Source organism: Microbacterium sp. BH-3-3-3, assembly GCF_007679045.1.
Lineage (GTDB): Bacteria > Actinomycetota > Actinomycetes > Actinomycetales > Microbacteriaceae > Microbacterium > Microbacterium algihabitans.
This window is the reverse complement of record NZ_VEFS01000001.1, coordinates 1,474,456-1,499,181: the sequence shown is the minus strand read 5'-3', so window position 1 is coordinate 1,499,181 and position 24,726 is coordinate 1,474,456. Positions and strand designations below refer to the sequence as shown.

Annotated in this window: 27 protein-coding genes; 14 read left to right on the top strand and 13 right to left on the bottom strand. The window is 70.4% G+C overall.

Annotated elements, in window-relative coordinates:
* Positions 1-227: 227 nt before the first annotated feature.
* Positions 228-1,316 (bottom strand): histidinol-phosphate transaminase, encoded by a 1,089-nt coding sequence (locus FS769_RS07000; protein WP_144831227.1) that lies wholly within the window; start codon positions 1,314-1,316, stop codon positions 228-230.
* A 60-nt stretch (positions 1,317-1,376) separates the two neighbouring features.
* Between FS769_RS07000 and FS769_RS06995 the strand changes: the two genes are divergently transcribed.
* The 4 genes from FS769_RS06995 to FS769_RS06980 all read left to right on the top strand — a co-directional run bounded on the left by FS769_RS06995 (position 1,377) and on the right by FS769_RS06980 (position 4,963).
* The gene (locus FS769_RS06995; protein WP_144831224.1) at positions 1,377-1,781 is read left to right on the top strand and encodes a phage holin family protein; all 405 of its coding nucleotides are present in this window, start codon (positions 1,377-1,379) and stop codon (positions 1,779-1,781) included.
* Between the two features lie 34 nt (positions 1,782-1,815).
* A complete protein-coding gene (locus tag FS769_RS06990; RefSeq protein ID WP_144831221.1) occupies positions 1,816-2,322 on the top strand; it encodes a low molecular weight protein-tyrosine-phosphatase in 507 nt (168 codons plus the stop codon).
* 26 nt (positions 2,323-2,348) lie between these two features.
* Positions 2,349-3,728 (top strand): adenylosuccinate lyase, encoded by a 1,380-nt coding sequence (gene purB, locus FS769_RS06985; RefSeq protein WP_144831218.1) that lies wholly within the window; start codon positions 2,349-2,351, stop codon positions 3,726-3,728.
* Positions 3,729-3,922: 194 nt separating this feature from the next.
* Positions 3,923-4,963, top strand: coding sequence for a zinc-dependent alcohol dehydrogenase family protein (locus FS769_RS06980; RefSeq protein WP_144832010.1), 1,041 nt, complete (start codon positions 3,923-3,925; stop codon positions 4,961-4,963).
* A gap of 12 nt (positions 4,964-4,975) precedes the next feature.
* Here FS769_RS06980 and FS769_RS06975 read toward each other — a convergent pair whose 3' ends face one another.
* Positions 4,976-5,356, bottom strand: a complete 381-nt coding sequence (locus FS769_RS06975; protein ID WP_144831216.1) for an amino acid transporter — start codon at positions 5,354-5,356, stop codon at positions 4,976-4,978.
* Entirely contained in the window at positions 5,353-5,985 is a 633-nt protein-coding gene (locus FS769_RS06970) for an acyl-CoA synthetase (protein WP_186325447.1), read from the bottom strand. The genes FS769_RS06975 and FS769_RS06970 overlap by 4 nt, the downstream gene beginning before the upstream one ends.
* A 115-nt stretch (positions 5,986-6,100) precedes the next feature.
* On the opposite strand from FS769_RS06970, the gene FS769_RS06965 reads away from it, so the two are divergent.
* The gene (locus FS769_RS06965; protein ID WP_144831213.1) at positions 6,101-6,508 is read left to right on the top strand and encodes an NUDIX domain-containing protein; all 408 of its coding nucleotides are present in this window, start codon (positions 6,101-6,103) and stop codon (positions 6,506-6,508) included.
* A 105-nt stretch (positions 6,509-6,613) separates the two neighbouring features.
* Here the strand turns inward: FS769_RS06965 and FS769_RS06960 are convergent, their stop codons facing one another.
* The 3 genes from FS769_RS06960 to FS769_RS06955 form a co-directional block, all read right to left on the bottom strand.
* On the bottom strand, positions 6,614-8,113 hold the full coding sequence (locus FS769_RS06960) for an SDR family NAD(P)-dependent oxidoreductase (RefSeq protein ID WP_144831211.1): 1,500 nt from the start codon (positions 8,111-8,113) through the stop codon (positions 6,614-6,616).
* A gap of 169 nt (positions 8,114-8,282) precedes the next feature.
* Positions 8,283-8,429, bottom strand: coding sequence for a hypothetical protein (locus FS769_RS16795; protein ID WP_186325446.1), 147 nt, complete (start codon positions 8,427-8,429; stop codon positions 8,283-8,285).
* A gap of 9 nt (positions 8,430-8,438) precedes the next feature.
* Positions 8,439-9,590 carry an acyltransferase gene (locus FS769_RS06955; RefSeq protein WP_144831208.1) on the bottom strand — a complete coding sequence of 384 codons (1,152 nt, stop codon included), beginning with the start codon at positions 9,588-9,590 and terminating at the stop codon, positions 8,439-8,441.
* A 232-nt stretch (positions 9,591-9,822) separates the two neighbouring features.
* Between FS769_RS06955 and FS769_RS16790 the strand changes: the two genes are divergently transcribed.
* Positions 9,823-9,996, top strand: coding sequence for a hypothetical protein (locus FS769_RS16790; RefSeq protein WP_186325445.1), 174 nt, complete (start codon positions 9,823-9,825; stop codon positions 9,994-9,996).
* 33 nt (positions 9,997-10,029) lie between these two features.
* Here the strand turns inward: FS769_RS16790 and yicI are convergent, their stop codons facing one another.
* From yicI to FS769_RS06925, 6 genes are all read right to left on the bottom strand, one after another.
* Positions 10,030-12,261 (bottom strand): alpha-xylosidase, encoded by a 2,232-nt coding sequence (gene yicI / locus FS769_RS06950; RefSeq protein ID WP_144831204.1) that lies wholly within the window; start codon positions 12,259-12,261, stop codon positions 10,030-10,032.
* Positions 12,261-13,172, bottom strand: a complete 912-nt coding sequence (locus tag FS769_RS06945) for a carbohydrate ABC transporter permease (RefSeq protein ID WP_186325444.1) — start codon at positions 13,170-13,172, stop codon at positions 12,261-12,263. The genes yicI and FS769_RS06945 overlap by 1 nt, the downstream gene beginning before the upstream one ends.
* Positions 13,169-14,131, bottom strand: coding sequence for a carbohydrate ABC transporter permease (locus tag FS769_RS06940; RefSeq protein ID WP_144831201.1), 963 nt, complete (start codon positions 14,129-14,131; stop codon positions 13,169-13,171). Before FS769_RS06940 ends, FS769_RS06945 begins: the two co-directional genes overlap by 4 nt.
* 55 nt (positions 14,132-14,186) lie before the next feature.
* Positions 14,187-15,512 (bottom strand): ABC transporter substrate-binding protein, encoded by a 1,326-nt coding sequence (locus FS769_RS06935; RefSeq protein ID WP_144831198.1) that lies wholly within the window; start codon positions 15,510-15,512, stop codon positions 14,187-14,189.
* A gap of 147 nt (positions 15,513-15,659) precedes the next feature.
* The gene (locus tag FS769_RS06930) at positions 15,660-16,676 is read right to left on the bottom strand and encodes a LacI family DNA-binding transcriptional regulator (RefSeq protein WP_144831196.1); all 1,017 of its coding nucleotides are present in this window, start codon (positions 16,674-16,676) and stop codon (positions 15,660-15,662) included.
* Positions 16,677-16,850: 174 nt separating this feature from the next.
* Positions 16,851-17,510, bottom strand: coding sequence for a HEAT repeat domain-containing protein (locus FS769_RS06925; RefSeq protein ID WP_144831193.1), 660 nt, complete (start codon positions 17,508-17,510; stop codon positions 16,851-16,853).
* 138 nt (positions 17,511-17,648) lie between these two features.
* Here FS769_RS06925 and FS769_RS06920 point away from each other — a divergent pair, with 138 nt between their 5' ends.
* The 4 genes from FS769_RS06920 to FS769_RS06905 are packed head-to-tail and all read left to right on the top strand — an operon-like array spanning position 17,649 to position 19,831.
* Positions 17,649-18,410, top strand: coding sequence for a hypothetical protein (locus tag FS769_RS06920; RefSeq protein WP_144831189.1), 762 nt, complete (start codon positions 17,649-17,651; stop codon positions 18,408-18,410).
* A 5-nt stretch (positions 18,411-18,415) separates the two neighbouring features.
* The gene (locus FS769_RS06915) at positions 18,416-18,730 is read left to right on the top strand and encodes a hypothetical protein (protein ID WP_144831186.1); all 315 of its coding nucleotides are present in this window, start codon (positions 18,416-18,418) and stop codon (positions 18,728-18,730) included.
* A 10-nt stretch (positions 18,731-18,740) separates the two neighbouring features.
* Positions 18,741-19,445, top strand: coding sequence for a hypothetical protein (locus tag FS769_RS06910; protein ID WP_144831183.1), 705 nt, complete (start codon positions 18,741-18,743; stop codon positions 19,443-19,445).
* Positions 19,421-19,831 carry a hypothetical protein gene (locus FS769_RS06905; RefSeq protein ID WP_144831180.1) on the top strand — a complete coding sequence of 137 codons (411 nt, stop codon included), beginning with the start codon at positions 19,421-19,423 and terminating at the stop codon, positions 19,829-19,831. The genes FS769_RS06910 and FS769_RS06905 overlap by 25 nt, the downstream gene beginning before the upstream one ends.
* A 184-nt stretch (positions 19,832-20,015) precedes the next feature.
* Here the strand turns inward: FS769_RS06905 and FS769_RS06900 are convergent, their stop codons facing one another.
* A complete protein-coding gene (locus tag FS769_RS06900) occupies positions 20,016-21,203 on the bottom strand; it encodes an ROK family transcriptional regulator (protein WP_144831177.1) in 1,188 nt (395 codons plus the stop codon).
* Positions 21,204-21,353: 150 nt separating this feature from the next.
* On the opposite strand from FS769_RS06900, the gene FS769_RS06895 reads away from it, so the two are divergent.
* From FS769_RS06895 to FS769_RS06880, 4 genes are all read left to right on the top strand, one after another.
* Positions 21,354-22,124 carry an amino acid ABC transporter ATP-binding protein gene (locus tag FS769_RS06895; protein WP_144831174.1) on the top strand — a complete coding sequence of 257 codons (771 nt, stop codon included), beginning with the start codon at positions 21,354-21,356 and terminating at the stop codon, positions 22,122-22,124.
* Positions 22,125-22,185: 61 nt separating this feature from the next.
* The gene (locus tag FS769_RS06890) at positions 22,186-23,139 is read left to right on the top strand and encodes a glutamate ABC transporter substrate-binding protein (RefSeq protein WP_230703870.1); all 954 of its coding nucleotides are present in this window, start codon (positions 22,186-22,188) and stop codon (positions 23,137-23,139) included.
* Between the two features lie 79 nt (positions 23,140-23,218).
* A complete protein-coding gene (locus tag FS769_RS06885) occupies positions 23,219-23,863 on the top strand; it encodes an amino acid ABC transporter permease (RefSeq protein WP_144831171.1) in 645 nt (214 codons plus the stop codon).
* Positions 23,860-24,726, top strand: a complete 867-nt coding sequence (locus tag FS769_RS06880; protein WP_144831168.1) for an amino acid ABC transporter permease — start codon at positions 23,860-23,862, stop codon at positions 24,724-24,726. The genes FS769_RS06885 and FS769_RS06880 overlap by 4 nt, the downstream gene beginning before the upstream one ends.

Sequence of the window (24,726 nt, the reverse complement as noted above, 5' to 3'; positions counted from 1 at the left end):
CCGCGCCAGGTGGCTGAGCCTGTCGAAGCCACCGGGGCCACAGCGGGTCCCGGGCCCTTCGACAAGCTCAGGGACCTGTACGGCGCGAGGTGGCTGAGCCTGTCGAAGCCACCGGGGCATCCGCGGGTCCCCGGCCCTTCGACAAGCTCAGGGACCTGTGCGCCGCGAGGTGGCTGAGCCTGTCGAAGCCACCGGGGCCACAGCGGGTCCCCGGCCCTTCGACAAGCTCAGGGACCTGTGCGGCGCGGGGCCGTCGCGGCGGCGACCTCGACCACGCGGTCGAGCGACTCTTCTTCACCGATCGAGATGCGGATGCCGTCTCCCGCGAACGGGCGCACGATCAGGCCCGCCTCCTCGAACGCCGCGGCGACCTCGAGCGTGCGCTCGCCCGCCGCGAGCCAGACGAAGTTGCCCTGCGCGTCGGGGACGCCCCAGCCGCTCTCGCGCAGGCGGTCGACCAGTCGGTCGCGGCGCTCGGCGATGACCGAGACGCGGTGCAGCAGCTCGCTCTCGGCGTCGAGGCTGGCCAGCGCCGCCGCCTCGCCCGCCGCGGTGACCGACAGCGGAATGGCGGTGCTGCGCGCGGCGTCGAGCACGCGCGTGTGGCCGATCGCGTAGCCGACGCGCAGGCCCGCCAGCCCGTAGGCCTTCGAGAAGGTGCGGAGCATCACGATGTTGGGCCGGGCGAGCACCGCGCGCACGCGACCGCCTTCGACCGAGGCCGCGTCGGTGACGAACTCGGCGTACGCCTCGTCGAGCACGATCAACACGTCGCGCGGCACCGCGTCGACGAACGCGGCGAACTCGTCGTAGCCGACGGTCGGACCCGTGGGGTTGTTGGGGCTGCAGACGATCACCAGACGCGTGCGGTCGGTGATCGCGGCGGCCATCGCGGGAAGGTCGTGACGCGCGTCGGCGGTCAGCGGCACCTGCACGCTCGTCGCCCCCGACACCGCAACGAGCGAGGGATAGGCCTCGAACGAGCGCCAGGCGTAGACGACCTCGTCGCCGGGACCCGAGGTGGCCAGCAGCAGCTGGGCGAGGATCGACACGCTGCCGGCGGCGACGTGCACCTCGTCGGGCGAGACGCCGTACCGCGCGGCGAGACGCTCGCGAAGGCGCGAGGCCGTGGCATCCGGATACCGATTGAAGGCCCCCGTGGCCCGCACCGCGTCGAGAACGCCGGGGAGCGGTTCGAAGGGGTTCTCGTTGCTCGAGAGCTTGAACGCGTCGGGGCTCGCCTGGCGGCCCTGCCGGTACGCGGGCAGCGCGGCGATCTCGGGGCGGATGCGGGGCAGAACCGACTCTTCACTCACATCCGCGAGCCTAACCGGGCGGGGGCTGCCGATGTCAGGGGTGCGTGCCACGATGGGGCCATGCGCTTCGTCGTCCGCGTCGCCGTCAACGCCTTCGCCATCTGGATCGTCACGCTGCTGCCCGCCCTGCAGGTGCGGCTCATCCCGTTCGCCCCGGGCGAGTGGCTGCAGGTGTTGCTCACCCTGCTGCTGGTCGGGCTCATCTTCGCCCTGGTCAATACCATCGTCGGCACGGTGGTGAAGATCGTCGCGTTCCCGCTCTACATCCTCACGCTCGGGCTCATCTCGCTCGTCATCAACGGCTTCCTGCTGTGGCTGACGGCGATCATCACCGAGAACTGGGACTGGGGCCTGCGCACCGGGGAGTTCTGGCTCACGGTCGTCGCCGCGCTGCTGATCGGCATCATCAACGCGCTGCTGGGCGGCCTGTTCCGGCCGCGGCGCGAAGAGCGCGACCGCCGCTGATGCGCTGGGGGCGCATCCCCGCCATGATGGAGGGATGACTGCGAATCCCGACGCGCCCTTCCGCGTCGTGTTCGTCTGCAGCGGCAACATCTGCCGCTCCCCCATGGCCGAAGTCGTCTTCCGTCGGATCGCGGATGCCACGGGCCTCGGCTCGCACGTGGTCTCGAGCTCCGCGGGCACCGGCGACTGGCACGTGGGCGAGCGCGCCGACCATCGCACGCTCGCCGCCCTCGACCGCCTCGGGTACGACGGATCCGCGCATCGCGCGCGGCAGTTCCAGTACTCCGACTTCGAGCGCAACGACCTCGTCGTCGCCCTCGACCGCAGTCACGAACGCGTTCTGCGCGGGTGGGCGCGCGACGACGACGACGCCGACAAGATCGCTCTGCTGCAGTCGTTCCTCCCCGACGCCGAGACCCTCGACGTGCCCGACCCCTACTACGCCGGGCCGCCGATGTTCGACGAGGTGCTCGGTATGATCGAACGCGCCAGCAGGGCCCTGTTCCGGCAGCTCGAGCCCGCCATCCGTTCCGCGAGCTGACCGCTCGCGCGACCACCGGGAGACCCGTGTCCTCTCTGCCCCCGCAGCCCCTCAGCCCGCTCGACGGCCGCTACTTCGCCACCGTCGCAGAACTCGGCGACTACCTGTCGGAGGCCGGACTCAACCGCGCCCGCGTCGAGGTCGAGGTCGAGTGGCTGCTCGCCCTCACCGACCGCTCGCTCTTCGGCACCTCCCCCGTCTCCGACGCCGACCGTGCGCGCCTGCGCGCCCTGTACGAGGAGTTCGGCGCCGACGAGATCGCCTGGCTGAAAGAGAAAGAGGCGGTCACCCGCCACGACGTCAAGGCCGTCGAGTACCTCGTGCGCGACCGCCTCGACACCCTGGGCCTCACCGCCCTCGCCGAGCTGACCCACTTCGCCTGCACGAGCGAAGACATCAACTCCACCGCCTACGCCCTGACCGTGCAGCGCGCGGTCGAGCGCGTGTGGCTGCCGAAGCTCCGCTCGGTCACCGCCGCCCTCGCCGAGCTCGCGAAGCAGCACCGCGACGCCGCGATGCTCTCGCGCACGCACGGCCAGCCCGCCACGCCCACCACCATGGGCAAGGAGATCGGCGTGTTCGCGTGGCGCCTCGAGCGCGTCATGCGTCAGCTCGACGCCGGGGAGTACCTCGCGAAGTTCTCGGGTGCCACCGGCACCTGGTCGGCGCACGTCGCCGCCGAGCCCGACGTCGACTGGCCGGAACTGACGCGGACGTTCATCGAGTCGCTGGGCCTGGGCTTCAACCCGGTCACGACGCAGATCGAATCGCACGACTGGCAGGTCGAGCTGTACGACCGCGCGCGTCACGCCGGCGGCATCCTGCACAACCTCGCCACCGACATCTGGACCTACATCTCGCTCGGGTACTTCACCCAGATCCCGGTCGCGGGAGCCACCGGTTCGTCGACGATGCCGCACAAGATCAACCCGATCCGCTTCGAGAACGCCGAGGCGAATCTCGAGATCGCGGGCGGGTTGTTCGGCACCCTGGCATCCACCCTCGTCACCAGCCGCATGCAGCGCGACCTCACCGACTCGACGACCCAGCGCAACATCGGCGTCGCCTTCGGCCACTCGCTGCTCGCGCTCGACAACCTGCAGCGGGGCCTGACCGAGATCTCGCTCGCCGAAGACGTGCTGCTGGCCGACCTCGACGTGAACTGGGAAGTGCTCGCCGAGGCGATCCAGACCGTCGTGCGCGCCGAGATCGCCGCGGGCCGCTCGCAGATCACCGACCCGTACGCGCTGCTGAAAGACCTCACGCGCGGACGCCGCGTCGGCGGGCCCGAGCTCGCGGAGTTCGTGCGCGGCCTCGACATCGGCGACGCCGCGAAAGAGCGCCTGCTCGCGCTGACCCCCGCCGCCTACGCGGGCCTGGCGTCGCAGGTGGTCGACGCGCTGTAACCCGCCCCTTGCGTGCCGGGCGCCAGGCCCTGTCGAGTGTTCACGACACGCCGCACGCTCGCGGGCGGTGCGGCGTGCCGTGGACATTCAACGGGTACCGGCGACCTGGCGCTCGCCTTCGCGCTGACAGCCTGTCGAGACGCACACCCGGGGCACGCGAATGCCGCGGAAGCGGACGCGGCAGAATGGATGCCGTGCGCGCGATGATCATGGACGCCCTGGCCGAACCGCTCGAGGTGCGGGAGGTCGAGGCCCCGACGGCGCCCGACGGCGGTGTCGTGGTCGAGGTGCACGCGACGGGCCTGTGCAAGAGCGACTGGCACGCCTGGGTCGGGCACGACGACGTGACCCTGCCCCACGTTCCGGGGCACGAACTGGCCGGACTGATCGTCGAGGTGGGCGCGGGCGTTCAGCGCTGGAGCGTCGGCGACCGTGTGACGGTGCCGTTCGTCATGGGGTGCGGGGCGTGCGAGTGGTGCCTGAGCGGCAACGCGCAGGTGTGCCCCGACCAGCAGCAACCCGGCTTCACGCAGTGGGGCAGCTTCGCCGAGCGCGTGGTGCTGCGCGCCGCCGACACGAACGTCGTGCGGATTCCGGATGACGTGTCGTTCGAGGCCGCCGCGGCCCTCGGCTGCCGCTTCGCCACGGCGTACCGCGCGCTGACCGGACGCGCGCGCGTGCAGGCCGGCGAGTGGATCACGGTGGTCGGCGCCGGCGGGGTGGGCCTCAGTGCCGTGATGATCGGCGTCGCGCTCGGCGCACGCGTCATCGCCGTCGACCGCACGCCCGCGGCCCTCGAGGCAGCCAAACGACTCGGCGCCGAACACGTGCTCGTGGCCGACGGCGCCGACATCCCCGCCGCCGTGCACGAGATCACCGGCGGCGGTGGCCACGTCTCGGTCGACGCGGTCGGCAGCGCCCAGACCGCGCGCGACGCCGTGCTGAGCCTGCGCCGCCGCGGCCGTCACGTGCAGATCGGCCTCCTGCCCACCGACGACGGAATGACCCGGATGCCGATGGCCCGCGTCATCGCGTGGGAGCTCGACCTGCTCGGCAGCCACGGCATGGCCGCCGCAGACTACCCCGAGATGCTGTCGCTCATCGAGAGCGGCGCCCTGCGCCCGCAGGAGCTCATCGAACGCGTCGTCGGACTCGGCGAAGCGGCCGACCTGCTGCCCACGATGGACTCGGCGTCGCCCGCGGGCATGACGATGATCGACCCGCGCCGCGCGTAGCGGCGGTCGGGGTCAGGCCTTCGGCGCCTCGGGGGTGCCGTCGGTCGTCGCGGTGGGCTTCGCCGGGGCCTCGGGCGTGGTGGAGGCGCCGGGTGCCGCGGCATCCGGAGCGTCCTTCGGAAGCAGCAGCGGACGATCGACCGTCGCGGTCACCTTCGAGGGGTCGACGGCGAGCAGCAGCAGCGCGAGCGAGACGAGCGTGATGATGAACGTCGCGCCGGCGGCGACGAGGCCGACGACGAGGGCGCGCTGGATCTCGTCGGCGGGACGCGTCTGGAAGAAGCCCATCGACATCAGCGTGACGAAACCCGCGAACAGCGCCGCGATGAAGGCGAGGCCGAGAAGCTGAACGGGCTTCATCAGGTCGCGACGGGTGGTGGGCTTGTCGGTCACGACGCTGCCTCCTCGGGGGATGCGGCCGGAACGGGTTCGGGGCGACGCGGCGAGAAGCCGGCGATCGCGAGGAACACGGCGACGACCGCCGCGTACCCGCCGAAGAGTCCTACGGCGATGGTGATGCCGGTCAGGGTGAACGACCCCGCGCCGGCGATGCTGTAGTCGAGTGCGTACTGCTGGAACGGCAGCAGAAGCGCCGCCCCCAGCACGAGGGTCACGATGCCGATGAGCACGCCGTCGCGCACGCCCGCGGTGCGGCCCGCCTTGCGGTCGCGGATCGCACCGATCAGTTCGATCAGGCCGGATAGCAGCGCCCAGGCGACCACGACACCGAAGAACAGGCCCGTCGACCGCCACGTGGTGACGCTGGCCACGAGGCCCGCGAGCACCGACACGACAGCGAGGAGCACGGGGGTGACGCGTTGCCCGGCCGGCGAGACGAGCCAGGCCGAAAGCCCGAAGACCAGGCCGGTCGCGAGCGCGAAGCCCGAGAAGACGCTCAGGCCGAGCGGCGCGGAGTGGTCTCCCAAGAACGTGATCATCGCCGCCGCGAGCGCCGCGAAAAGGGCGCGCGCCAATTGCACGTGTCGCGCGTCGAACGCGCGAGCGGAAGAAGGAGTGGTCACGGAGGGCCCCGAAGAGACGGTGTCGATGCCGCCCAGTCTATTCCTCGGCACCTGTGGCGATTATGTGGACGCTCGACGTCGAGATGCCTCGCCCCGGTCCTGCTAGCGTGCGGGGGTGAATCCGGATGCCACCGCCCCTCGCCGCATCAGAGTCTCGGCCGCGGTGATCACCGACGCCGACGGCCGTCTTCTGGTCGTGCGCAAGGCCGGCACCACGGCGTTCATGCAGCCCGGAGGCAAGCCCGAAGCGGGCGAAACGCCGGCCGAGACCCTCACGCGCGAACTCGCCGAAGAGGTGGGACTGCGGGTGAGCCCCCACGCCCTCGAGGCGCTCGGAGAGTTCTCCGCCAGCGCCGCGAACGAGCCGGGCTTCGAGGTGGTCGCCGACGTGTTCCGCGTGGACATCGGCGATCAGGAGCCGGTTCCGGATGCCGAGATCGCCGAGCTCCGCTGGGTCACCGCCGCCACGGCATCCGGGATAGAGATCGCCCCGCTCGCCCGCGAGTTCTTCCTGCCGGCGTGATGCGTGGCGGAGCCGGGAGCAGTTGAGCCCATCGCGGCTCCCGGACCCTTCGACGAGCTCAGGGACCTCGCGCTCACACGGAGCTTCGGGGCCTGAGCCTCGCGCTCACCAGGAGCTCTTGCTGTAGTCCTTCAAGAAGATGCCGAACAGGTCTTCGCCGGCCTCGCCGCGCACGATCGGGTCGTACACGCGGGCCGCGCCGTCGACGAGGTCGAGCGGAGCGTGGAAGCCCTCTTCGGCCAGGCGCACCTTGGTGAAGTGCGGGCGCTCGTCGGTGATCCAGCCGGTGTCGACGGCGGTCATCAGGATGCCGTCGGTCTCGAACATCTCGCGGGCGCTCGTGCGCGTCAGCATGTTCAGCGCGGCCTTGGCCATGTTGGTGTGGGGGTGGCCGGGGCCCTTGTATCCGCGGCCGAACACGCCCTCCATCGCCGAGACGTTGACGATGTACTTCCGCTTCGCCGCGGATGCCGCCATCGCCGGCCGCAGGCGGCTGACGAGCAGGAACGGCGCGGTCATGTTGGCCAACTGCACCTCGAGCATCTCGAGGGGCTCGACCTGGTCGACGTGCTGCGTCCAGCTGTTGATGCGGTCTTCATCGGGGATGAGGCCGCCCGCGTCGATCGCGGTTCCGGTGAGCAGGCGCTCGAGCGAGGAGGATCCCGCGGCCATGGCCTCGGCGGTCAGTTCGTCGGCGGTGCGCGCGGCCGAGGCGAGGATCGGGTGCGCCGACACCGACTGCGCCAGCGCCAACGGGTGCGCATCGTTGGTGTGGCCGAAGGTGAGCAGCTCGGGCAGCGGGCCGTCGGGCAGCGGCGCGAGCTCGGCGTCGACGAGCGGCTTGTAGGCGCCGGGCGAGCGGCGCACGGTCTGCGCCGCATTGTTGATGAGGATGTCGAGGGGGCCGTCGGCCTCCACCGACTCGGCGAGTCCGATCACCTGGGCGGGGTCGCGCAGGTCGATGCCGACGACCTTGAGGCGGTGCAGCCAGTCGGCGCTGTCGGGCAGCGACGAGAAGCGGCGCACCGCGTCGCGCGGGAAGCGCGTGGTGATGGTGGTGTGGGCGCCGTCGCGCAGCAGGCGCAGGGCGATGTACATGCCGATCTTGGCGCGGCCGCCGGTGAGCAGAGCGCGCTTACCGGTGAGGTCGGTACGCGCGTCGCGCTTCTCGTGGCTCATCGCCGCGCAGTCGGGGCAGAGCTGGTGGTAGAACGCGTCGACGAGCGTGTAGTCCTGCTTGCAGATATAGCAGGCGCGGGCCTTGATCAGCTCGCCCGCGAACGGCATCTCCGTGCGGGCCTGCAGCGGGATGCCGCGGGTCTCGTCATCGATGCGGTCGGCGGCGCCGGTCGCGGTGGCGGCGACGACGGCACGGTCGGCATCCGCGATGCGCTGGCGCTTCTCTTTGCGTGACTGGCGCTTGACGTCTTTGTAGAGCTTGCCGGTCTGGCGGCGCAGCGCGATGTAGGCGGGGTCTTCGGGGTCGAGCGACGAGGCGGCGTCGATGACGCGCAGCGCGATCTCGAGCTCGTCGGGGTCGATCGCGGTCGACTGCGACGTCGCGGGCGACGTGTCGCGGTCGGGGTTCAGCGGTGTTTCGGGCACAGGGAAGTGTACCGAGGCCTTGCTGAACGGGCCATGGACCCGGGTGCGACGGGTCCATGGCCGTCCGTCTGTCACCAGGACAGGAGAAGTCACGAGAACAGGGCGATCCGTCGCGGATCGGCCTGTTCTCGTCGCGCTTCCTGTTCTCGTAACCGCCGCCGCCGTGGCGTCAGCGCTGCCCGCCCTCGACCCAGCGCGTGTGCGCCTTCAGCGCGTGCAGCACCGCGAGGCGCACCACGACGTACAGGGCAGCGCCGATCACGACGAGGCCGAGGCCCCACCAGAGCAGAAGGACGAGTGCGTGGGTGCCGTACATGCCGCGAGCCTAACGAACGGCCTCCGCCGCTCCGACCGAGGGGGCATTCGCCCGCCGCGCCGGGTCGTACCGCAGCAGCCAGCGCTGCGCGGGGATCTCGACCCACTTGTGCATCGCGAACGCGAGCCCCAGCGCGATGCCGAACGCGGCGAGCGCGAGCGGCACGGCCTGGCTCCAGGGCAGTTCGGGGTGCCCGTCGGGCCACGCCGACGACACCGACGCGATCACCAGCAGGTGCACGAGGTAGAAGGCGAACGACACGCGGCCGAGCTCCAGCCACAGCGGGCGGGCGAGGAAGGTCGAGCATCCCCGGGCGTCCGCGACGGCGAGCGAGGCGACCAGCAGGGCGTAGAAGCCGACGGTCGCGGCGAGCCCCGGGTGAACGTCGGTGCCGGGCACGGCGGGGGCCTCCGACAGGGCGTAGCCGACGACGGCCAGCGGCACGGTGTAGCGCAGCCGCAGCGGCATCCAGGCCCCGCTCTTCACGAGCAGCGCGAGGGTGACGCCGAGCACGAACTCGGGCAGGCGGAGCAGGGGGGTGGATGCCGACGACATCGGTACCGGCGACAGGGCCGCGATCTGCGGCGCCAGGGCGACGAGCGCGAGGGCCACGCCGACCGTGACGGCCTTGGCGCGGTTCGTCAGGCGCACGAGGGGGCGGATGAGGAACGGGAAGCTGAGGTAGAAGAACGCCTCGCACACCAGCGACCAGCTCGCGGGGTTGCCGGCCTGCCACCAGTCGGGCACCCAGCCGTTGACCAGCAGCAGGTTGGCCGCGAGCGGGGCGGCGCCGTCGGTGCGGATCTCGGGCACGAGGGTCGCCGCGGCGATCAGCGCGAGCACGACGCCGACGACGTGCAGGGGGTAGATGCGGGCGAAGCGGTGCCACCAGAACGATCCGGCGCTCTGCTGCGGCTTGAACCCCCACGCCAGCACGAAGCCCGAGAGGATGAAGAAGAGCGTCACCCCGGTCTTGCCGGCCTCGAAGACGAAGGCCCACACCGTTCCCGCGGGTCCGCCGAAGTACTCGACCGCCATGAGGTGGTGCCCGAAGATGAGCATCGCCGTCGCCCAGCGGAGCCCCGTCAGCGACGGGAGGTTCCGCACGTGGGCGAAGGGGGCGGATGCCGCAACCCGAGCGGTCGACACGGGAGCCGTCATGGTGCTGATGGTCGTCGCCTCCGTGTCGTTTCTCGCGCCGACGATCGACGACCCGTGCGGGGCGCACGAGTCCACGCCGACCCGGGAGAAGCTACTCGTCGAGTGTCAAGAAATGCCTGAAAGGTCCGGGGCTTGACGTCGTCGACTTCCCTTCTCGTGGACGGGAATCGGGCTCCATCGGTAGCCTGACGATTCCGCGCCGATCCGCGCGGCACCGGGGGGGGAAAGGGACATGGCCACGCGTTCGACCTCCACGATTCCGGCCGTGAAGCTCGCCCGCCGCGCGCGGGTCTTCGCAATCGTGCTGGCGCCGATCTTCGCCGTCGTCGCCGTCATGTACCTGTGGATCGGTCAGGACCAGCGCCCCGCACTGACGACGCGTTCGACCACCCCGGAGCGGCGCTGACGGGGATCGCTCCCCGCCACCGCCGCATCCGCTCTACTCGGTGACCTCCGCGCGATCCACGTGGAACGTCTCGGCGCGCCCGTCGGGGGCGGTCACCGTGACCTCGGCCTGCCCGGAGCCGCCGGGGAACACCCGCAGCGTCAGCCCGTCGAGGTAGTCGTAGTCGGGGCGGTCCTCCCGCGCACCCCAGGGGATCACCGCTCCGGGCCGCACGTACAGCGGCAGCGAGTCGAATCCGTGCCGCTCGGTGCGCCACCCGCCGCCGACCACCCGCTCACCGGTCAGCAGGTGGGTCCACTCCCCCGCCGGCAGGTAGAACGAGACGTCTCCGGATGCCGAGAACACCGGCGCCACGAGCAGGTCGGGCCCGAGCATGTACTGGCGGTCGAGGTGCGCGGTGCCGGGATCGTCGGGGAACTCCATCAGCATCGGACGCATCAGCGGCGTCCCGCTGACCGTGGCTTCGCGCGCGGCGGCGTAGAGGTACGGCATGAGCCGCAGCTTCAGCCGCGAGAACTGTCGCGTGACCTCGACCGCCTCGTCGTCGAACGCCCACGGCACGCGGTACGAGTCGGAGCCGTGGAAGCGGCTGTGCGACGACAGCATGCCGTAGGCGATCCACCGCTTGAACACCGCCGCGTCGGGCGTGCCCTCGAAGCCGCCGATGTCGTGGCTCCAGAACGCGAAGCCGCTCCACGCGAGCGAGAGCCCTCCGCGCAGCGTCTCGGCCATCGACGCGAAGGTCGAGGAGTTGTCACCGCCCCAGTGCACGGGCATGGTCTGCCCGCCCGCGGTCGCCGAGCGGGCGAATAGCACGGCCTCACCTACGCCGCGCTCGGCGACGAGCACCTCGTGCACGGCCTGGTTGTACAGCTGCGCGTAGAGGTTGTGCATGCGCTCGGGGTCGGTGCCGTCGTGCCAGACGACGTTGGTGGGGATGCGCTCGCCGAAGTCGGTCTTGAAGCAGTCGACGCCCTGCGCGATCAGGCGGCGCAGGTACGACTGGTACCAGCGCACGGCCTCGGGGTTGGTGAAGTCGACGAGCGCCATGCCCGGCACCCACAGGTCCCACTGCCAGGGCGACCCGTCGGGCCGGCGCACGAAGTAGCCGCCCGCGACGCCCTCGTCGAACAGCGGCGAGCGCTGGGCGATGTAGGGGTTGATCCACACCGACACGTGCAGGTCGCGCTCGTGCAGGCGCTGGAGCATGGCATCCGGATCGGGGAACACCCGCTCGTCCCACGTGAAGTCGCACCAGGTGAACTCGCGCATCCAGAAGCAGTCGAAGTGGAACACCGACAGCGGCAGGTCGCGCTCGGCCATTCCCTCGATGAACGACGTGACGGTCTGCTCGTCGTAGTCGGTGGTGAACGAGGTGGTCAGCCACGTGCCGAACGACCACGCGGGCACCACCGGCGGGCGGCCGGTGAGCGCGGTGTAACGCGAGACGACGTCTTTCGGGGTGGGGCCGGCGATGACGAAGTACTCCAGCACCTCGCCCGAGACCGAGAACTGCACGCGCTCGACGTTCTCGGACGCGACCTCGAACGACACGTGGCCGGGGTCGTTCACGAGCACGCCGTAGCCGCCGGATGAGACGTAGAACGGCACGCTCTTGTAGGCCTGCTCGCTCGAGGTACCGCCGTCGGCGTTCCAGATGTCGACGGTCTGCCCGTTCTTCACCACCGGACCGAAGCGCTCGCCCAGGCCGTAGACGGTCTCGCCCACGCCGAGTTCGAGCTGCTCGTGCAGGTAGTGACGGGCCGCGGGCACGCCCGTGTCGGCGCCGGCGTTGCCGATCACGCCGGTCTCGACGTCGGCTCCCTCGGCGAGGCTCACGCGTCCGAGCGAACGGATGCCGCTTCCCGTGACGCGCTGTCCGTCGACCTCGAACGACAGGTCCCACGGTGCTCCGGTGCTGACGCGGGCGACCAGGCCACCGGTGGTGAGCGTGGCCCCGGAGTCGTCGATCGCGAGGACGCCGGCATCCGCCACCGCCCCCGGCAGGGCGAATCCGCGGGGGCTGCCGGCTCCGTCGTGATGGGCGACGCGCACCCGCACGACCCCCTCGAGCGGAGACGACAGCGTCACCGTGAGCACCGCGCGGTTGAGCACGTCTCCGCGCTTGGCGATCACCCGCGTCGGCGCGAGCACGGTGAGGCCCGGGCCGTCGGCGGTGTCGGTCCGCTCGATGTCGTAGGCCTCGGCCGCGTAGTCGACGGAGACGCCCGGCCGCATGAGCCAGAAACCATCGGTGAACTTCATTACTTGACTGCTCCTGCCGTGATGCCGCGTGTCAGCGTGCGCTGGAAGATGAGGAAGAAGATGAGCGTGGGGATGATGCCCAGGAGGGCCGACGCGCTGATCGTGGTGACGTCCATGAGCCGGTCGCCCTGCAGCACGCTGATCGCCACGGGAACCGTCTGGTTGTCGTTCGAGGCGAGGAAGGTCAGCGGGATGAGGAACTCGTTCCACGTCCAGATGAAGAAGAAGATCACCAGCACCGACAGGGTCGGTCGGCTGATCGGGAAGACCACGCGCCACAGGATCTGCCAGCGGCTCGCGCCGTCGATCGCCGCGGCCTCGAGGATCTCGCGGGGGAACGTGCCGTACACCGACGACAGCAGGTAGGTGCCGAACGCGGCCTGGATCACCGTGAACACGATGATCACCGACAGCAGGTTGTCGTAGAGGCCGACCGATTTGAACATGTAGTACAGCGGGTACAGCAGGGCCTCCTGCGGCAGCAGGTTGGCCATGAGGAACAGCAGCACGATGCCCGTGCGCCCGCGGACGCGGCCGATGCCGATCGCGAAGGCGTTGAGCATCGAGATGCCCACGGCCAGCACCGCCACGACGCCCGAGATGAGCACCGAGTTGAGCACCTTGCGGGGGAAGTCGACGCGGTTCCAGAAGTCGACGATGCCGCCGAAGTCGAGAGCGCTCGGCAGGGCCAGCGGACCCGAGGTGGCGTAGTCGACCGGCGACTTGAACGAGTTGACGAGCACGAGGTAGAACGGCGCGAGCACGAGCAGCGCGCCGACCACGACGAGCGCGAGCAGCAGCCAGTCGACGCCGCGACGACGGGTCATGCCCCCGCGGGCTCCGCGCCGGCGGGGCGGGCGACCGCCGGTGGTGATGACGGCGGTGGTGGTGAGGGTGGATGCCGCGGTCACAGTCCGGCCCTTTCCTTGCGTTCGAGCGAGTTCTGCACGCGCACGAAGACGATCGAGACGATGACGACGAGAATCGTCAGCACCGTCGCGATGGTCGCGCCGTAGCCGACGTTGCGCTTGGTGAAGAACTCCAGATAGGCGTAGTAGGCCGGCACGATCGTGGAACCGGCGGGGCCGCCCTGCGTGATGACGTAGACCGGGCCGAAGACCTTCAGGGCGGCGATCGTGCACGTGAGGGTGACCACGAAGATCTCGGGGCGGATGATGCTGACCGTGATCGCGGTGAAGCGCTGGAACCAGTTGGCGCCGTCGAGCTCGGCGGCCTCGTACAGCTCGGGGTCGACGCGCTGCAGGGCGGCCATGAACACCACGACCGGGTAGCCGATCTGCACCCACACCAGCACGACCATCAGCACGATGAGCGCCGAGGGCATCTGGCCGAGCCAGTCGTACGAGGGCAGTCCGAGACCGGCGAGGATCTGGTTCAGCGCCCCCGTCTCTCCCGGGCGGACGATCCAGCCGATCACGATGCCGGCCACCGCGATCGGCAGGATCTGCGGCAGGTAGTAGGTGGCGCGCAGGAAGCTGCCGACCTTGCCGCCGAACTTGCGGCCGACGACATCGAACAGCAGGGCGGCCACGGCCAGGCCGACCACGGTGGGCACGACCACCATGGCCACGACCATCCACACCGAGTTGACGAACGAGGTCCAGAAGTCCTCGTCGGCGAGCAGCTTGGTCCAGTTGTCGAGGCCGATCAACTCGGGGGCGCCGACACCGCGCCACTTGGTGAAGGTGAGCAGCACGTTCCACACCAGCGGCACGATCACGATGACCAGCAGCAGCACGAAGCCGGGCAGCAGGTAGAGCCAGTAGCCGCCGGTGCCCCCGCGGCGCTGCGGGATGGCCGGCTGGTCGGGTGGAAGGGCCACCCGCTCCGGACGGGTCAGAAGAGCCATGTGCGATCTCCAGATCGGATGGACGGGGCGGCCCTGGGGCCGCCCCGTCGCGGGGTCAGCGGAAGTCCGCCGTGCCCTCGTCGTACTTCTTGCCGAGGTTGGCGTCGGTGGTCGCGGCATCCTGGCTGCCGGTCACGAGTCCCTGCAGCTCCTGCACGAGCACGTCGTAGAAGCCGGGCGCGGGCCAGTCGGGGTAGAACGACAGCCCGTCGTCGGCGAGCACGCCGTTGAAGGTGTCGATGAGCTGCTTGCTCTTGGCATCCGTGATGTCGGCGGTGTCGGCCGCGACCGGCACTCCGCCGGAGTTGCCGATGATGGCCTGGATCTCGGGGCTCATCGTGACGTCGATGAACTCGTACGCGAGGTCTTTGTTCTTCGAGCGCTCGGGCACGACCCACAGGTTGCCCGACGAGCCCGGCGACAGCTTCGATCCGGGGAACGCCGCGAGCGACCAGTCGAAACCGGCTTCCTCGGCGAAGCGGCCGTACCACCACGAGCCCGAGACGAAGATGGGCGAGGTGCCGTTGATGAACGACACACCCGCGTCTTCGGCCTTGACCGACGAGACGTCCTTGGCGATGTAGCCCTTGGACACGTAGTCGGAGAGCGTCTTCGAGGCGTACTCGACCTCGGAGCCGTTCCAGTCGACGGGGTTCTTGTACAGCTGGTAGTCGTCGACCCACGAGCGGTCGGCCTTGCTCAGCGCGAGCTGGTACCAGAGCTGGCCGAGCGGGTACTCGGCGCCGGCCTCGGCGAGCGGGGTGACGCCCTTCGCGACGAACGCGTCGAGCACCTTCACGAACTCGTCGTAGGTGGTCGGCACCTCCAAGCCCGCGGCGTTGAAGGCGTCGAGGTTGTAGTAGACGCCGACGAATTCGCCGTAGTTCGGCACGCCGTACCAGGTGTCGCCGCCCATGACGCCGTCGGAGGAGTACTTCGCCGTGGTCTGGAGCGAGGGGGCGAGCTTCGCGTCCCACCCGTACTGCGTGACGGCGTCGCTGATGTCGGCGATCAGGCCGGTGCTGGCGAGGAAGCCGGCCGTCGCGTTGCCCTTGTTGAACTCCATGAGGTCGGGGGCGGCGTCGGTGTCGAGCACCTGGCTGGCGGTCTTCTGGATCTGCTCGAAGGACTTCTCCTCGATCTTCACCGTCGCCCCGGTCTTCTCTTCGAAGATCGGCACGGCGGCGTTCCAGGCCTTCGCCATGGCGCTGTCGTCTCCCTCGTAGTGCCAGAGGGTGAGGGTCTTGCCTTCTCCGTCGGTGGAACCGGCGTCGCCTCCTCCGCCGCCGCTGCACGCGGCGAGGGTGAGGGCGGCGACGGCGATCGAGCCGACGGCCGCGAAGGCTCGGGTCGCGCGTCGGTGGGAGGGGGTGCGTGCCATCGTCGGCACTCCTTTCACTGTGTCCGCTGGGTCATCGGTGTCCGCTAGCGGTGGCGGTGTCGCGCCCGGGTCGGAGCGCGGTCGAAACAGGGTCGAAGCGCTTCGATCGTGGGCGGCGAAAGAGCGATATGCGGTTGTGGGTGTGGGTTACGGAAGCGGACGAACGGCCACGGAGCCGCGGTCCAGATAGGTCGGAGAGATGAGGTGCAGGCCGGATGCCACGGGGCGGCCGGCGACCAGCTCGATCGCCAGGTCGACGGCGCGCTCGCACGAGCTCTGCGGCACGAGCGGGATCGAGTCGATGGGCGTGGGAAGGGAGTCGGTGTCGAAGCTGCTGCCGACCGACACGATCGAGACGTCGTCGGGCATGCGCCGGCCGAGGGCCTCGAGTTCGACGAGCACGACCTGCGCCACCTCTTCGGGGGCGTGCAGCACGATGCCGGTGACCCCGTCGTCGACGAACCGGCGCACCGCCTGGCGCACGAGGGCGCGGTCCGTCACGATCTCGCCGGATGCCACGGCGGTGGCCGTCGCTCCCCGCTCGGCCGCCCGTGTCACGACGGTGTCGCGCACGCGGGGCGGGAAGTTCGACTTCTCGTACGCCCGCCGCGAGCCGCCGATGAGACCGATCCGCTCGTGGCCGGCGTCGACCAGACGGTCGACCGCCTGGGTCGCCGCGCTCTCGAAGTCGAGGTCGACGCACACGAGGTCGCCGTGGTCGTCGGGGATGCCGACGAACACCGTCGGCGTCGCGCTCGCGCGGGCGATGGCCACACGCGGGTCGTCGGGGGCCACGTCGAGCACGAGCACCGCGTCGACCAGGCCGCTCGCGGCGACGCGCTTCATGCCGGCCGAGGCGTCTTCATCGGTGAGCAGCAGCATGTCGTACTCGCGGCGACGTGCGGCCACGGTCATCGCGTGCATGAACGCCATGTGGCTGGGCGCGTGGCTGTCGGCGCGCAGCGGCTCCGACAGGGCGAAGATGTTCGTCTGGCTTCCGGCGAGCATGCGGGCGCCGGCGTTGGGGCTGTAGCCCAGTTCGCGCACCGCGAGCTCGATGCGCTGACGCGTCGCCGTCGACACCGGGCGCTTGCCGCTCAGGGCGTACGAGACGGTGCTGATCGATACGCCCGCGACGCGGGCGACCTCATCGATCTTGGCCATGGCGACTCCTTCGTCGTTGTCGAAGCGCATCCGGGAAGCGCTTCGACGATCACGGTAAGCCACTGCGCGTCGAGAGCGCAAGAGGTAAGTTGGCCGCGGCAACAATTCGTCGACGGGGCACCGATGCCGCTGGTGGGGGCGTTGCCCTGGGCCGGCTCGCGTCCCGCCTGGCGCCTACTCCGCGACCGGCAGCGCGCGCTGCGCGACGAGACGCCGGGCCTGGACGGCAGCCTCGGCGAAATCGGCATCCGGATCATCCATCACGATCGCGGTCGCCCGCGCGTGCGCACTGACCACGTCGTAGGGCGAGGCCGCGGCGCGCTCGACCGCCGACTCGGCCCGTGGTCCGATTGCCGCGAACGCGCGGCTCAGGCTGCGCTGGGTGTCGTGGTCGCCGCGGCCGAACTGGGTCGAGAGCTCGTCGGCGAGGGCCTCGTGCGCGTCGTCGGGAACGAGTCCGGATGCCGTGCGCCAGGCCGCCCGCGCCACCTCGGGGTGCCGATCGCGCAGCACGGCGGGGGTGATGGCCGCATAGGCCGCGGGGTCGCCGATCTTCGACAGCGTATGCAGCGACTGGCTCCGCGCCTGCGGGATCTCGGAGGTCACCTCGGGGAGAAGAGCCTCCACGACCCGCGCAGGGTCATGGCGGGTGAGCGCCCACGTGAGCATGTCGCGCACGAAGAAGTCCGACTCCACGGCGCAGCGGGCGACGAGCTCGGCGATGTAGCTGTCGTCGGGCCGGGTGCCGGCGGCGAGCGCGGTCTGCAGCCGGGCCGACGGGTCGGACAGTGCGAGGGCGGCGCGCAGGCGGTCGGCAGGCGTGGAGTCGGTCATTGTGGGCCCCCTTTGCATCCAGCGTTTCACGAGCGGGGACGATCGGGGCCGCCTGCCAGGGGTTGATCCGCCTCCGGTCGGGCCTTTAAGGTCGGGGGCGCGGTACTCGCCCCACTCTTTTCCCCCGGAAGAAGCGCAATGACGGACGACACGGAACGCCTGTACGAACTCCGCGACGGCATCGACGCCGACGCACAACGCTTCGAAGCCGGAGCCGCCGCGGCGACCGCGCAGTCGGCCGGCGATGATTCGGGGAGCATCGAGGTCGAGGTCGTCGCCGACACGCCGACGATCACCGTGACCGACGGCTGGCGACGCTCCTACGAGCCGAACGCGCTCGGCCCCGCGATTATGCAGGTGCTGACCACTCTCGCGACCCGCCGGCTCGAGCAGTTCGCCGACGCCGCCGAGCAGGCCACTCCGCGCAACCGCCCCACCCCGCCGCTGGGGGACACCCCGGTCGGCCAGGCGCAGATCGAGCTCGAGCGCGCGGGCGACGACCTCGACGGCACAGCGATGCTCAACCGCTTGACGGCGATGCTCGACACGATGGTCGGCGGAATCGACGAGACCGTGCAGACCATCGCCGCGCGCAGCTCGGCCCCGCACTCCGGCACCAGCGTCCCCGAGCACGTGCGCGCGACCATGCGCGGGCGCACGCTGGTGGACCTCACGCTCGACGAGCGGTGGCTCGAGTACGCCGGGCCGAGCGAGATCTCGCGCGAGGTCAACGAGGCCATCTCCGCCGCCTCCGCGCAGGCCACCTCACTGCTGCCGACCAACCCCTTCCAGGGCACGCCGCTGGCGGGCATCGGACGCATGCTCGACGACCCGTCGGCGCTCGGCCGTTACCTGGCGGGCCACGACGACCCCTTCATCACCGATCCGCGAGGAGCGTGACCGTCATGAATGACCAGATCAACGTCGCCTACGAGGCGCTCGGGTCGGATGCGACCCGGTGGGACTCCATCGCCACGAGCATCAACGGCGCCCACACCAAGGTGGCCGGCATCGACATCTACCGCGGCGCGTTCTCGTTCGCGGGCCTCGACGCGGGTGACGTGTACCTCGAGGCGCACGCGAAGGTGCTGACACTGCTGGCGGATGCCGAGACGCAGGCCACCGGTACGGCGAACGCGCTGCGCGCCATCAAGAACGACTTCGAGACGAACGAGACCCAGACCCAGAGCGATCTCGCGGGCATCTGGGAAGAGAAGTAAGGGGAGAACGATGGATGCCGCTGCCGACATCAGCCAGCAGATCAACGACCTGCTCCGTCGCATGGAAGACGGAGTGCAGCGCCTCACCGACGCGGTGAACCGCGTGCTCTCGCACGTACCCGAGGTGTTCTCGTGGGTGGTGGACCGCGTGCAGACGCTGTGGAATCAATTCCTGGAGAAGATGCAGGAGTTCTGGAACTGGTTCACCGACAAGCTCTCGTACGTCGGCAACCCGTTCATGCTCGACGGGGCCGCGGGTGGCTGGCGCGAAGTGGGCGGCGTGATGATGAACCAGACGCGCGAGATCGACGACAGCGACCTGCGGGTCGACGACACCTGGGCGGGCTCGGGTGCCGACCAGTATCGACAGTCGATGCCGTCGCAGCGCGACGCCATGAAGTCGATCGACACCGACTACGCGAGCAACATCGCCGCGGCGTTGGTGACGATGCGCAACGCCATCGCGATCTTCTGGGGAGCCGTGGGCTTCGCGATCATCGCCGCCATCGCCGGTGTCGCTCTCGCCACCGGCGAGGCCATCTCGATCCTGGGTCTGCCGGCCGTTCCCCCCACCGCGATCGGTGCGATCGTGACGGGACTCGTCGCCATCGGGGCGGCCACCGTGAACCTGTACGCCCAGACGGCGAGCGCGCGCGACACCATGCAGAAGTCGTTCTCGGGAGTGCAGACGTGGCCCGAGATCGTCACGGGCTGAGCGTGTCGGCAGCCGGGGCCGCGCCCGTCGACCGCTCCGGCCGGGCGCGCGTGTTCGCGTACATCGTCATGCCAATCGTGGCGCTCCTGGGTATCGGTTTCCTGGTGCTCGGGGCCTCGACGGCGGTGTTCCTCGTCGCGGGCGCGACGCTCGTCGTCCTCGCGATCCTGGGGCTCGTCGCGGCCCGGGGCGCGCGAGCGGGGCGGCTCGGGGCCCTCGTCGTCGCGGCCGTCGGAATCGTGGTCACGCTGATCGTGGGGGCGTCGACCACGTCGGCGACCGGTGACACCGAGCTGATGAGCGCGGCGGCTCTCGCCTTCTCGATCGCCGCTGCCGCCCTTGCGGTGTTCTTGATCGGTCAGGCCGCGGCAACCCGTCGAGGCTGAGGGGGCGGATGCCGCCGGCGCGGCGATCGCGCGCGTGCGGGGGCGGCTGAGCTCGTCGAAGCCACCGGACCCTGCGAGGGTCCCGGTCCCTTCGACAGGCTCAGGGACCTGGGGCAGGCTCAGGGACCTGAGGCAGGCTCAGGGACCTGGAGCAGGCTCAGGGACCGGGGAACGGCCCCGTCGGTCAGTGCGACGCGAGCCGCAGCGCCGTGCGCGCCGGCTCCGCGCCGAACGCGGCGTCGAGGAACAGGCGCGAGGCGCCGAGGATGCCGCCGACGCGCGGGTGGCGGGGAACGGCGACCTCGAGGTTCTCGGTGGCCATGGGCAGGCAGTCGGCCCACAGCTTCGACTTGATCGCGGCGATGAACACGTCGGACGCACTGAGCGAGCCGCCGACCACGAGCCGGTCGGGGGTGAAGAAGTTGACGATCGTGGCGAGAACGCCGCCGGTCATGCTCCCGGCCTCGCGCAGCAGGCCCGTGGCGAGCGCGTCGCCGGTGCGGGCGAGGTCGATCACGGTCTCGACGTCCGACACGTCGCGCCCCGCGTCCTGCGCGGCGCGGGTGAGGGCCGAGCCGCTGGCGACGGCGTCGAGGCAGCCGACGCGACCGCACGAGCACGGCACGGGGGCGGCCCCCGGCACGGTGACGTGGCTGATGTCGCCGGCGGCGCCGCTGCGGCCGGTGTAGAGCTGTCCGTCGGCGATCACGCCCGAACCGATGCCCGTGCCCGCCTTGATGAAGACCTGGTTGCGGGCGTCGGGGTCTCCCCCGACGAGCTCGCCGACGGCCATGCAGTTGGCGTCGTTGCCGGCGATCGCGGGAACACCGAGGGTGGCGGCGAGAAGCGCCGCGACGTCGGCGTCGTGCCACCCGGGCATGCGCGAGGGGGCGACGAGTCGGCCGGTCTCGGCCGACACCGGGCCGGGCAGGGCGATCGCGGCGCCCGTCAGCGGGGGCGTGCCCTTCGCCTGCACCAGCGCGGCGAGTTCGTCGGCGACGCGGCGGAGCACGGCATCCGGACCCTCCGCCAGATCCAGGACGAGGTGGCGGTGCGCGAGAGCGGTACCGGCGTAGTCGACGAGGCCGATCGTGCTGCGCTCGACGCCGAGGTCGATGCTGCCGACCGTGCCGAGTCCGCCGCGAACGGCCAGGCGGCGGGGGCGACGGCCGCCCCTCGAGTCGTCGGAGCCGTCTTCGACGACGACGCCCGCGGCGATGAGCGGGTCGATGCGCGCGGTCACGGTCGAGGGCGAGAGGCCGGTGTGCGCGGCGAGCTCGGCGCGCGAGCGGGCCGCTCCCGTGCGCAGGGGGGTCAGCACCGCGAGGGTCTGCGGGCTGAACGACGGCAGGGCGACGGGATGAGGCTGCACACCCCCACCTTAGTCCAAAGTTGGAGTATCTGTGTCGAATTATCTCTGTAACATGGCCTCGTTAGTTTGATTTCACCAACGACGCGGAAATCACCTCCCCGCGTCGGCTGTACCGACATCGCGGCGAGTCCGCGGGAAGGATCCACGCCCGTGTCGACGCCCGCGTCCCCCGCAGCCCCCGTCTCCGCGCCCCTCGTCGCGGTCCGCGAGGTGCAGAAGCACTTCGGCGACCACCACGTGCTCAAAGACATCGACCTCGACATCGCCCGCGGCGAGGTCGTCGTCATCGTCGGCCCCTCGGGCTCGGGCAAGTCCACGCTGTGCCGCTGCCTCAACCGCCTCGAGACCACCACCTCGGGCACCATCACCATCGACGGCGTCCCGCTGCCGAGCGAGGGTCGGGCCCTCGCGAACCTCCGCGCCGAGGTGGGAATGGTGTTCCAGTCGTTCAACCTCTTCGCGCACCGCACCGTGCTCGACAACGTCGCCCTCGCCCCGCGCATCGTGTCGAAGGTGTCGCAGAAGAAGGCTCGCGACGAGGGTCTCGCCCTGCTCGAGCGCGTCGGCATCGCCGACAAGGCCGACCGCTTCCCCGGCGAGCTCAGCGGCGGTCAGCAGCAGCGCGCCGCGATCGCCCGCGCGCTGGCGATGAAGCCCAAGCTCATGCTGTTCGATGAGCCGACCTCGGCCCTCGACCCCGAGATGGTCAGCGAGGTGCTCGACGTGATCACCTCGCTCGCCGAAGAGGGCATGACGATGGTCGTCGTCACGCACGAGATGGGCTTCGCCCGCCGCGCCGCCGACCGCGTCATCTTCATGGACGACGGCCGCATCGTCGAAGACACCACCCCCGAGCGCTTCTTCACCCACGCCGAGAGCGATCGCGCTCGGGCGTTCCTGTCGAAGATCCTCGCCCACTGACATCCTCCCCACCCCCGACGCGGCTCGTTCCGCACGCACCAGCAAACGAAAGGCAGTACCCGTGATCTCCTCTCGCTCGATCCTTCGCCGAGGCCTCGTCCTCTTGGCGTCCGCGGCCACGGTCGCATCCCTTGCCGCGTGCTCGTCCGGCACCGCAGCCGTCCCCGGTTCCGACCCGAGCGCCTCGGCCAACGCCAGCAGCCTCGACGAGGTCTACTCCAACGCGCCCGTCGCCGACGCCGCCGCCCTCATCCCCGACTCGACCATGGCGAAGATCAAGGAGCGCGGAAAGCTCATCGTCGCCGAGGCTCTCGACGCTCCGCTGCTCTCGCAGCAGGACCCGACCAACCCCGACGACGTCGAGGGCTTCGACGCCGACCTGGCCAAGATGCTCGCGATCTACATCCTCGGAAAGCCCAGCGTCGAGATCGTGCCGCCGGCCTCCGAGACCCGCGAGGCCCTCCTCGCCAACGGCACCGTCGACGTCGTGTTCAACACCTACACGATCACCGAGCAGCGCGCCGAGCAGGTCGACTTCGCCGGCCCCTACCTCGAGTCGGGTCTGGCCGTCGCCGTGCGCAGCGACAACACCGACATCAACGGCATCGACGACCTCGGCGGCAAGACCGTCATCGTCGGCGCGAACACCCCCGCGGTCACGGCCGTGCCCGAGAAGCAGCCGACCGCGAACATCGTGAGCTTCGCCACCGACCCGCAGGCCCTGCAGGCCCTCACCCAGGGCCGCGGCGACGCGTACGTACAGGACTTCACGCTGCTGGCCAGCCACGCGATCGACGACAAGAGCATCAAGGTCGTCGGCCAGCCCTTCACCACCGAGGCCTACGGCATCGGCCTGAAGAAGGACGACGCGCAGTTCAAGTCGTTCATCAACGACTGGCTCACCAAGATCCAGGACGACGGCTCGTGGGCCAAGATCTGGGAGGCCACGCTCGGCGAGGCCGTCGAGTCGAACGCTCCGACTCCCCCCGCGATCGGCAGCGTCCCCGGCTCCTGAGCCGTTGACCGACCGGCGCTCGTCCCGCACATGGCGGGCGCCGGTCTCCTTCTCGTTCATCCGTCGACCCGAGGACCCCATGGACTTCTTCGCCTCCAGCGCCGGGCCGATCGCGCAAGCGCTCGGAACGACGATCCTGCTCGCCGTGTCGGCGGGTGTCGGGTCGATCGTGCTCGGCACGCTCGTCACCGCGGCGCGCATCAGCCCCGTGCCGGTGCTGCGCTGGGCGGCGTTCGCCTACGTGCAGTTCTTCGTCAACGTCCCGCTGCTGGTGCTGCTCGTGCTCGCCGTGTTCGCGTTGCCGGATGCCGGGTTCTTGCTGCCCCTGACGCCGACGGCGATCATCGTGCTCACGCTGTACGAAGCGGCGTACGTCGCCGAGGCCGTGCGCAGCGGGGTGAACACCGTGAGCCGGGGCGAGATCGAGGCCAGCCGCGCGCTGGGCTTCTCGCTGGGTCAGACCCTGCGCGTGCTCGTGATCCCCCAGTCGCTCCGCGCGGCGATCCAGCCGATCGGCAACGTCATGATCGCCCTCACCATGAACACCGCCCTCGCCGCGGCCGTCGGCGTGGTCGAGCTGACGAGCGCCGCGAACAAGCTCAATCTCGTGCAGGCCCAACCCATCCTGATCTTCACCGCGGCGGGTCTGATCTACATGGTGCTCGCCCTCGCGATCGGGCTCTCCGCCGGCCGTCTCGAGAAGAAGTTGAGGATCCGCCGATGACCGCCACCCTCTCGCTCTACGACGAGCCCGGGCCCCGCGCCCGGCGCCGCATCCTGCTCTGGTCGATCGTCAGCGCCGTCGTCATCGTGGGCCTGATCGTGCTCGCGCTGATGCAGTTCGCCTCGAAGGGCCAGCTCGACGGCGACCGCTGGGCGCCCTTCCTCGACATCGCGATCTGGGAGTACCTCGGCGTCGGCCTGCTCGGCACGCTGCAGGCCGCGGCCCTGACGGCGGTGCTCGGCTTCGTGCTGGGTCTGCTGCTCGCGCTCGGCCGCCTCAGCCGCGTCGGCTGGGTCAGCTGGTTCTGCACCGCCTACATCGAGATCGCCCGCACGGTCCCCGTGCTGCTGCTGATCTACCTCATGCTCTTCGGCCTGCCTCAGCTCGGGCTCAACTTCCCGGTGCTGTGGAAGCTCGTCATCCCGCTGACCCTGGCCAACTCGGCCGCGTTCGCCGAGATCATCCGCGCCGGGGTGCTCGCCCTCCCCCGCGGCCAGGCCGAGGCCGGTCTCAGCCTCGGCATGACCCGCTGGCAGGTCGATCGCAAGGTCGTGCTGCCGCAGGCGCTGCGTTTCGTCGCCCCCTCGCTGGTCGTGCAGCTGGTGAGCCTGTTGAAGGACACTTCGCTCGGCTACATCGTCGCCTTCACCGAGCTGCTCTACCGCGGCCAGGTGCTGTCGACCTTCAACGGCCTGCTCATCCAGACGTTCGTGGTCGTCACCGCGATCTTCCTGGCCCTCAACGGCAGCTTGTCGGGTCTCGCGGCCCGCCTGCAGAAGCGCCCCGGTCGCCGCAGTCTCGCGGCTCCCGCCAAGGTCGCCCCCGCGGGGCTCACCACGCCGAACGCTCCCGTCGACCGCTGA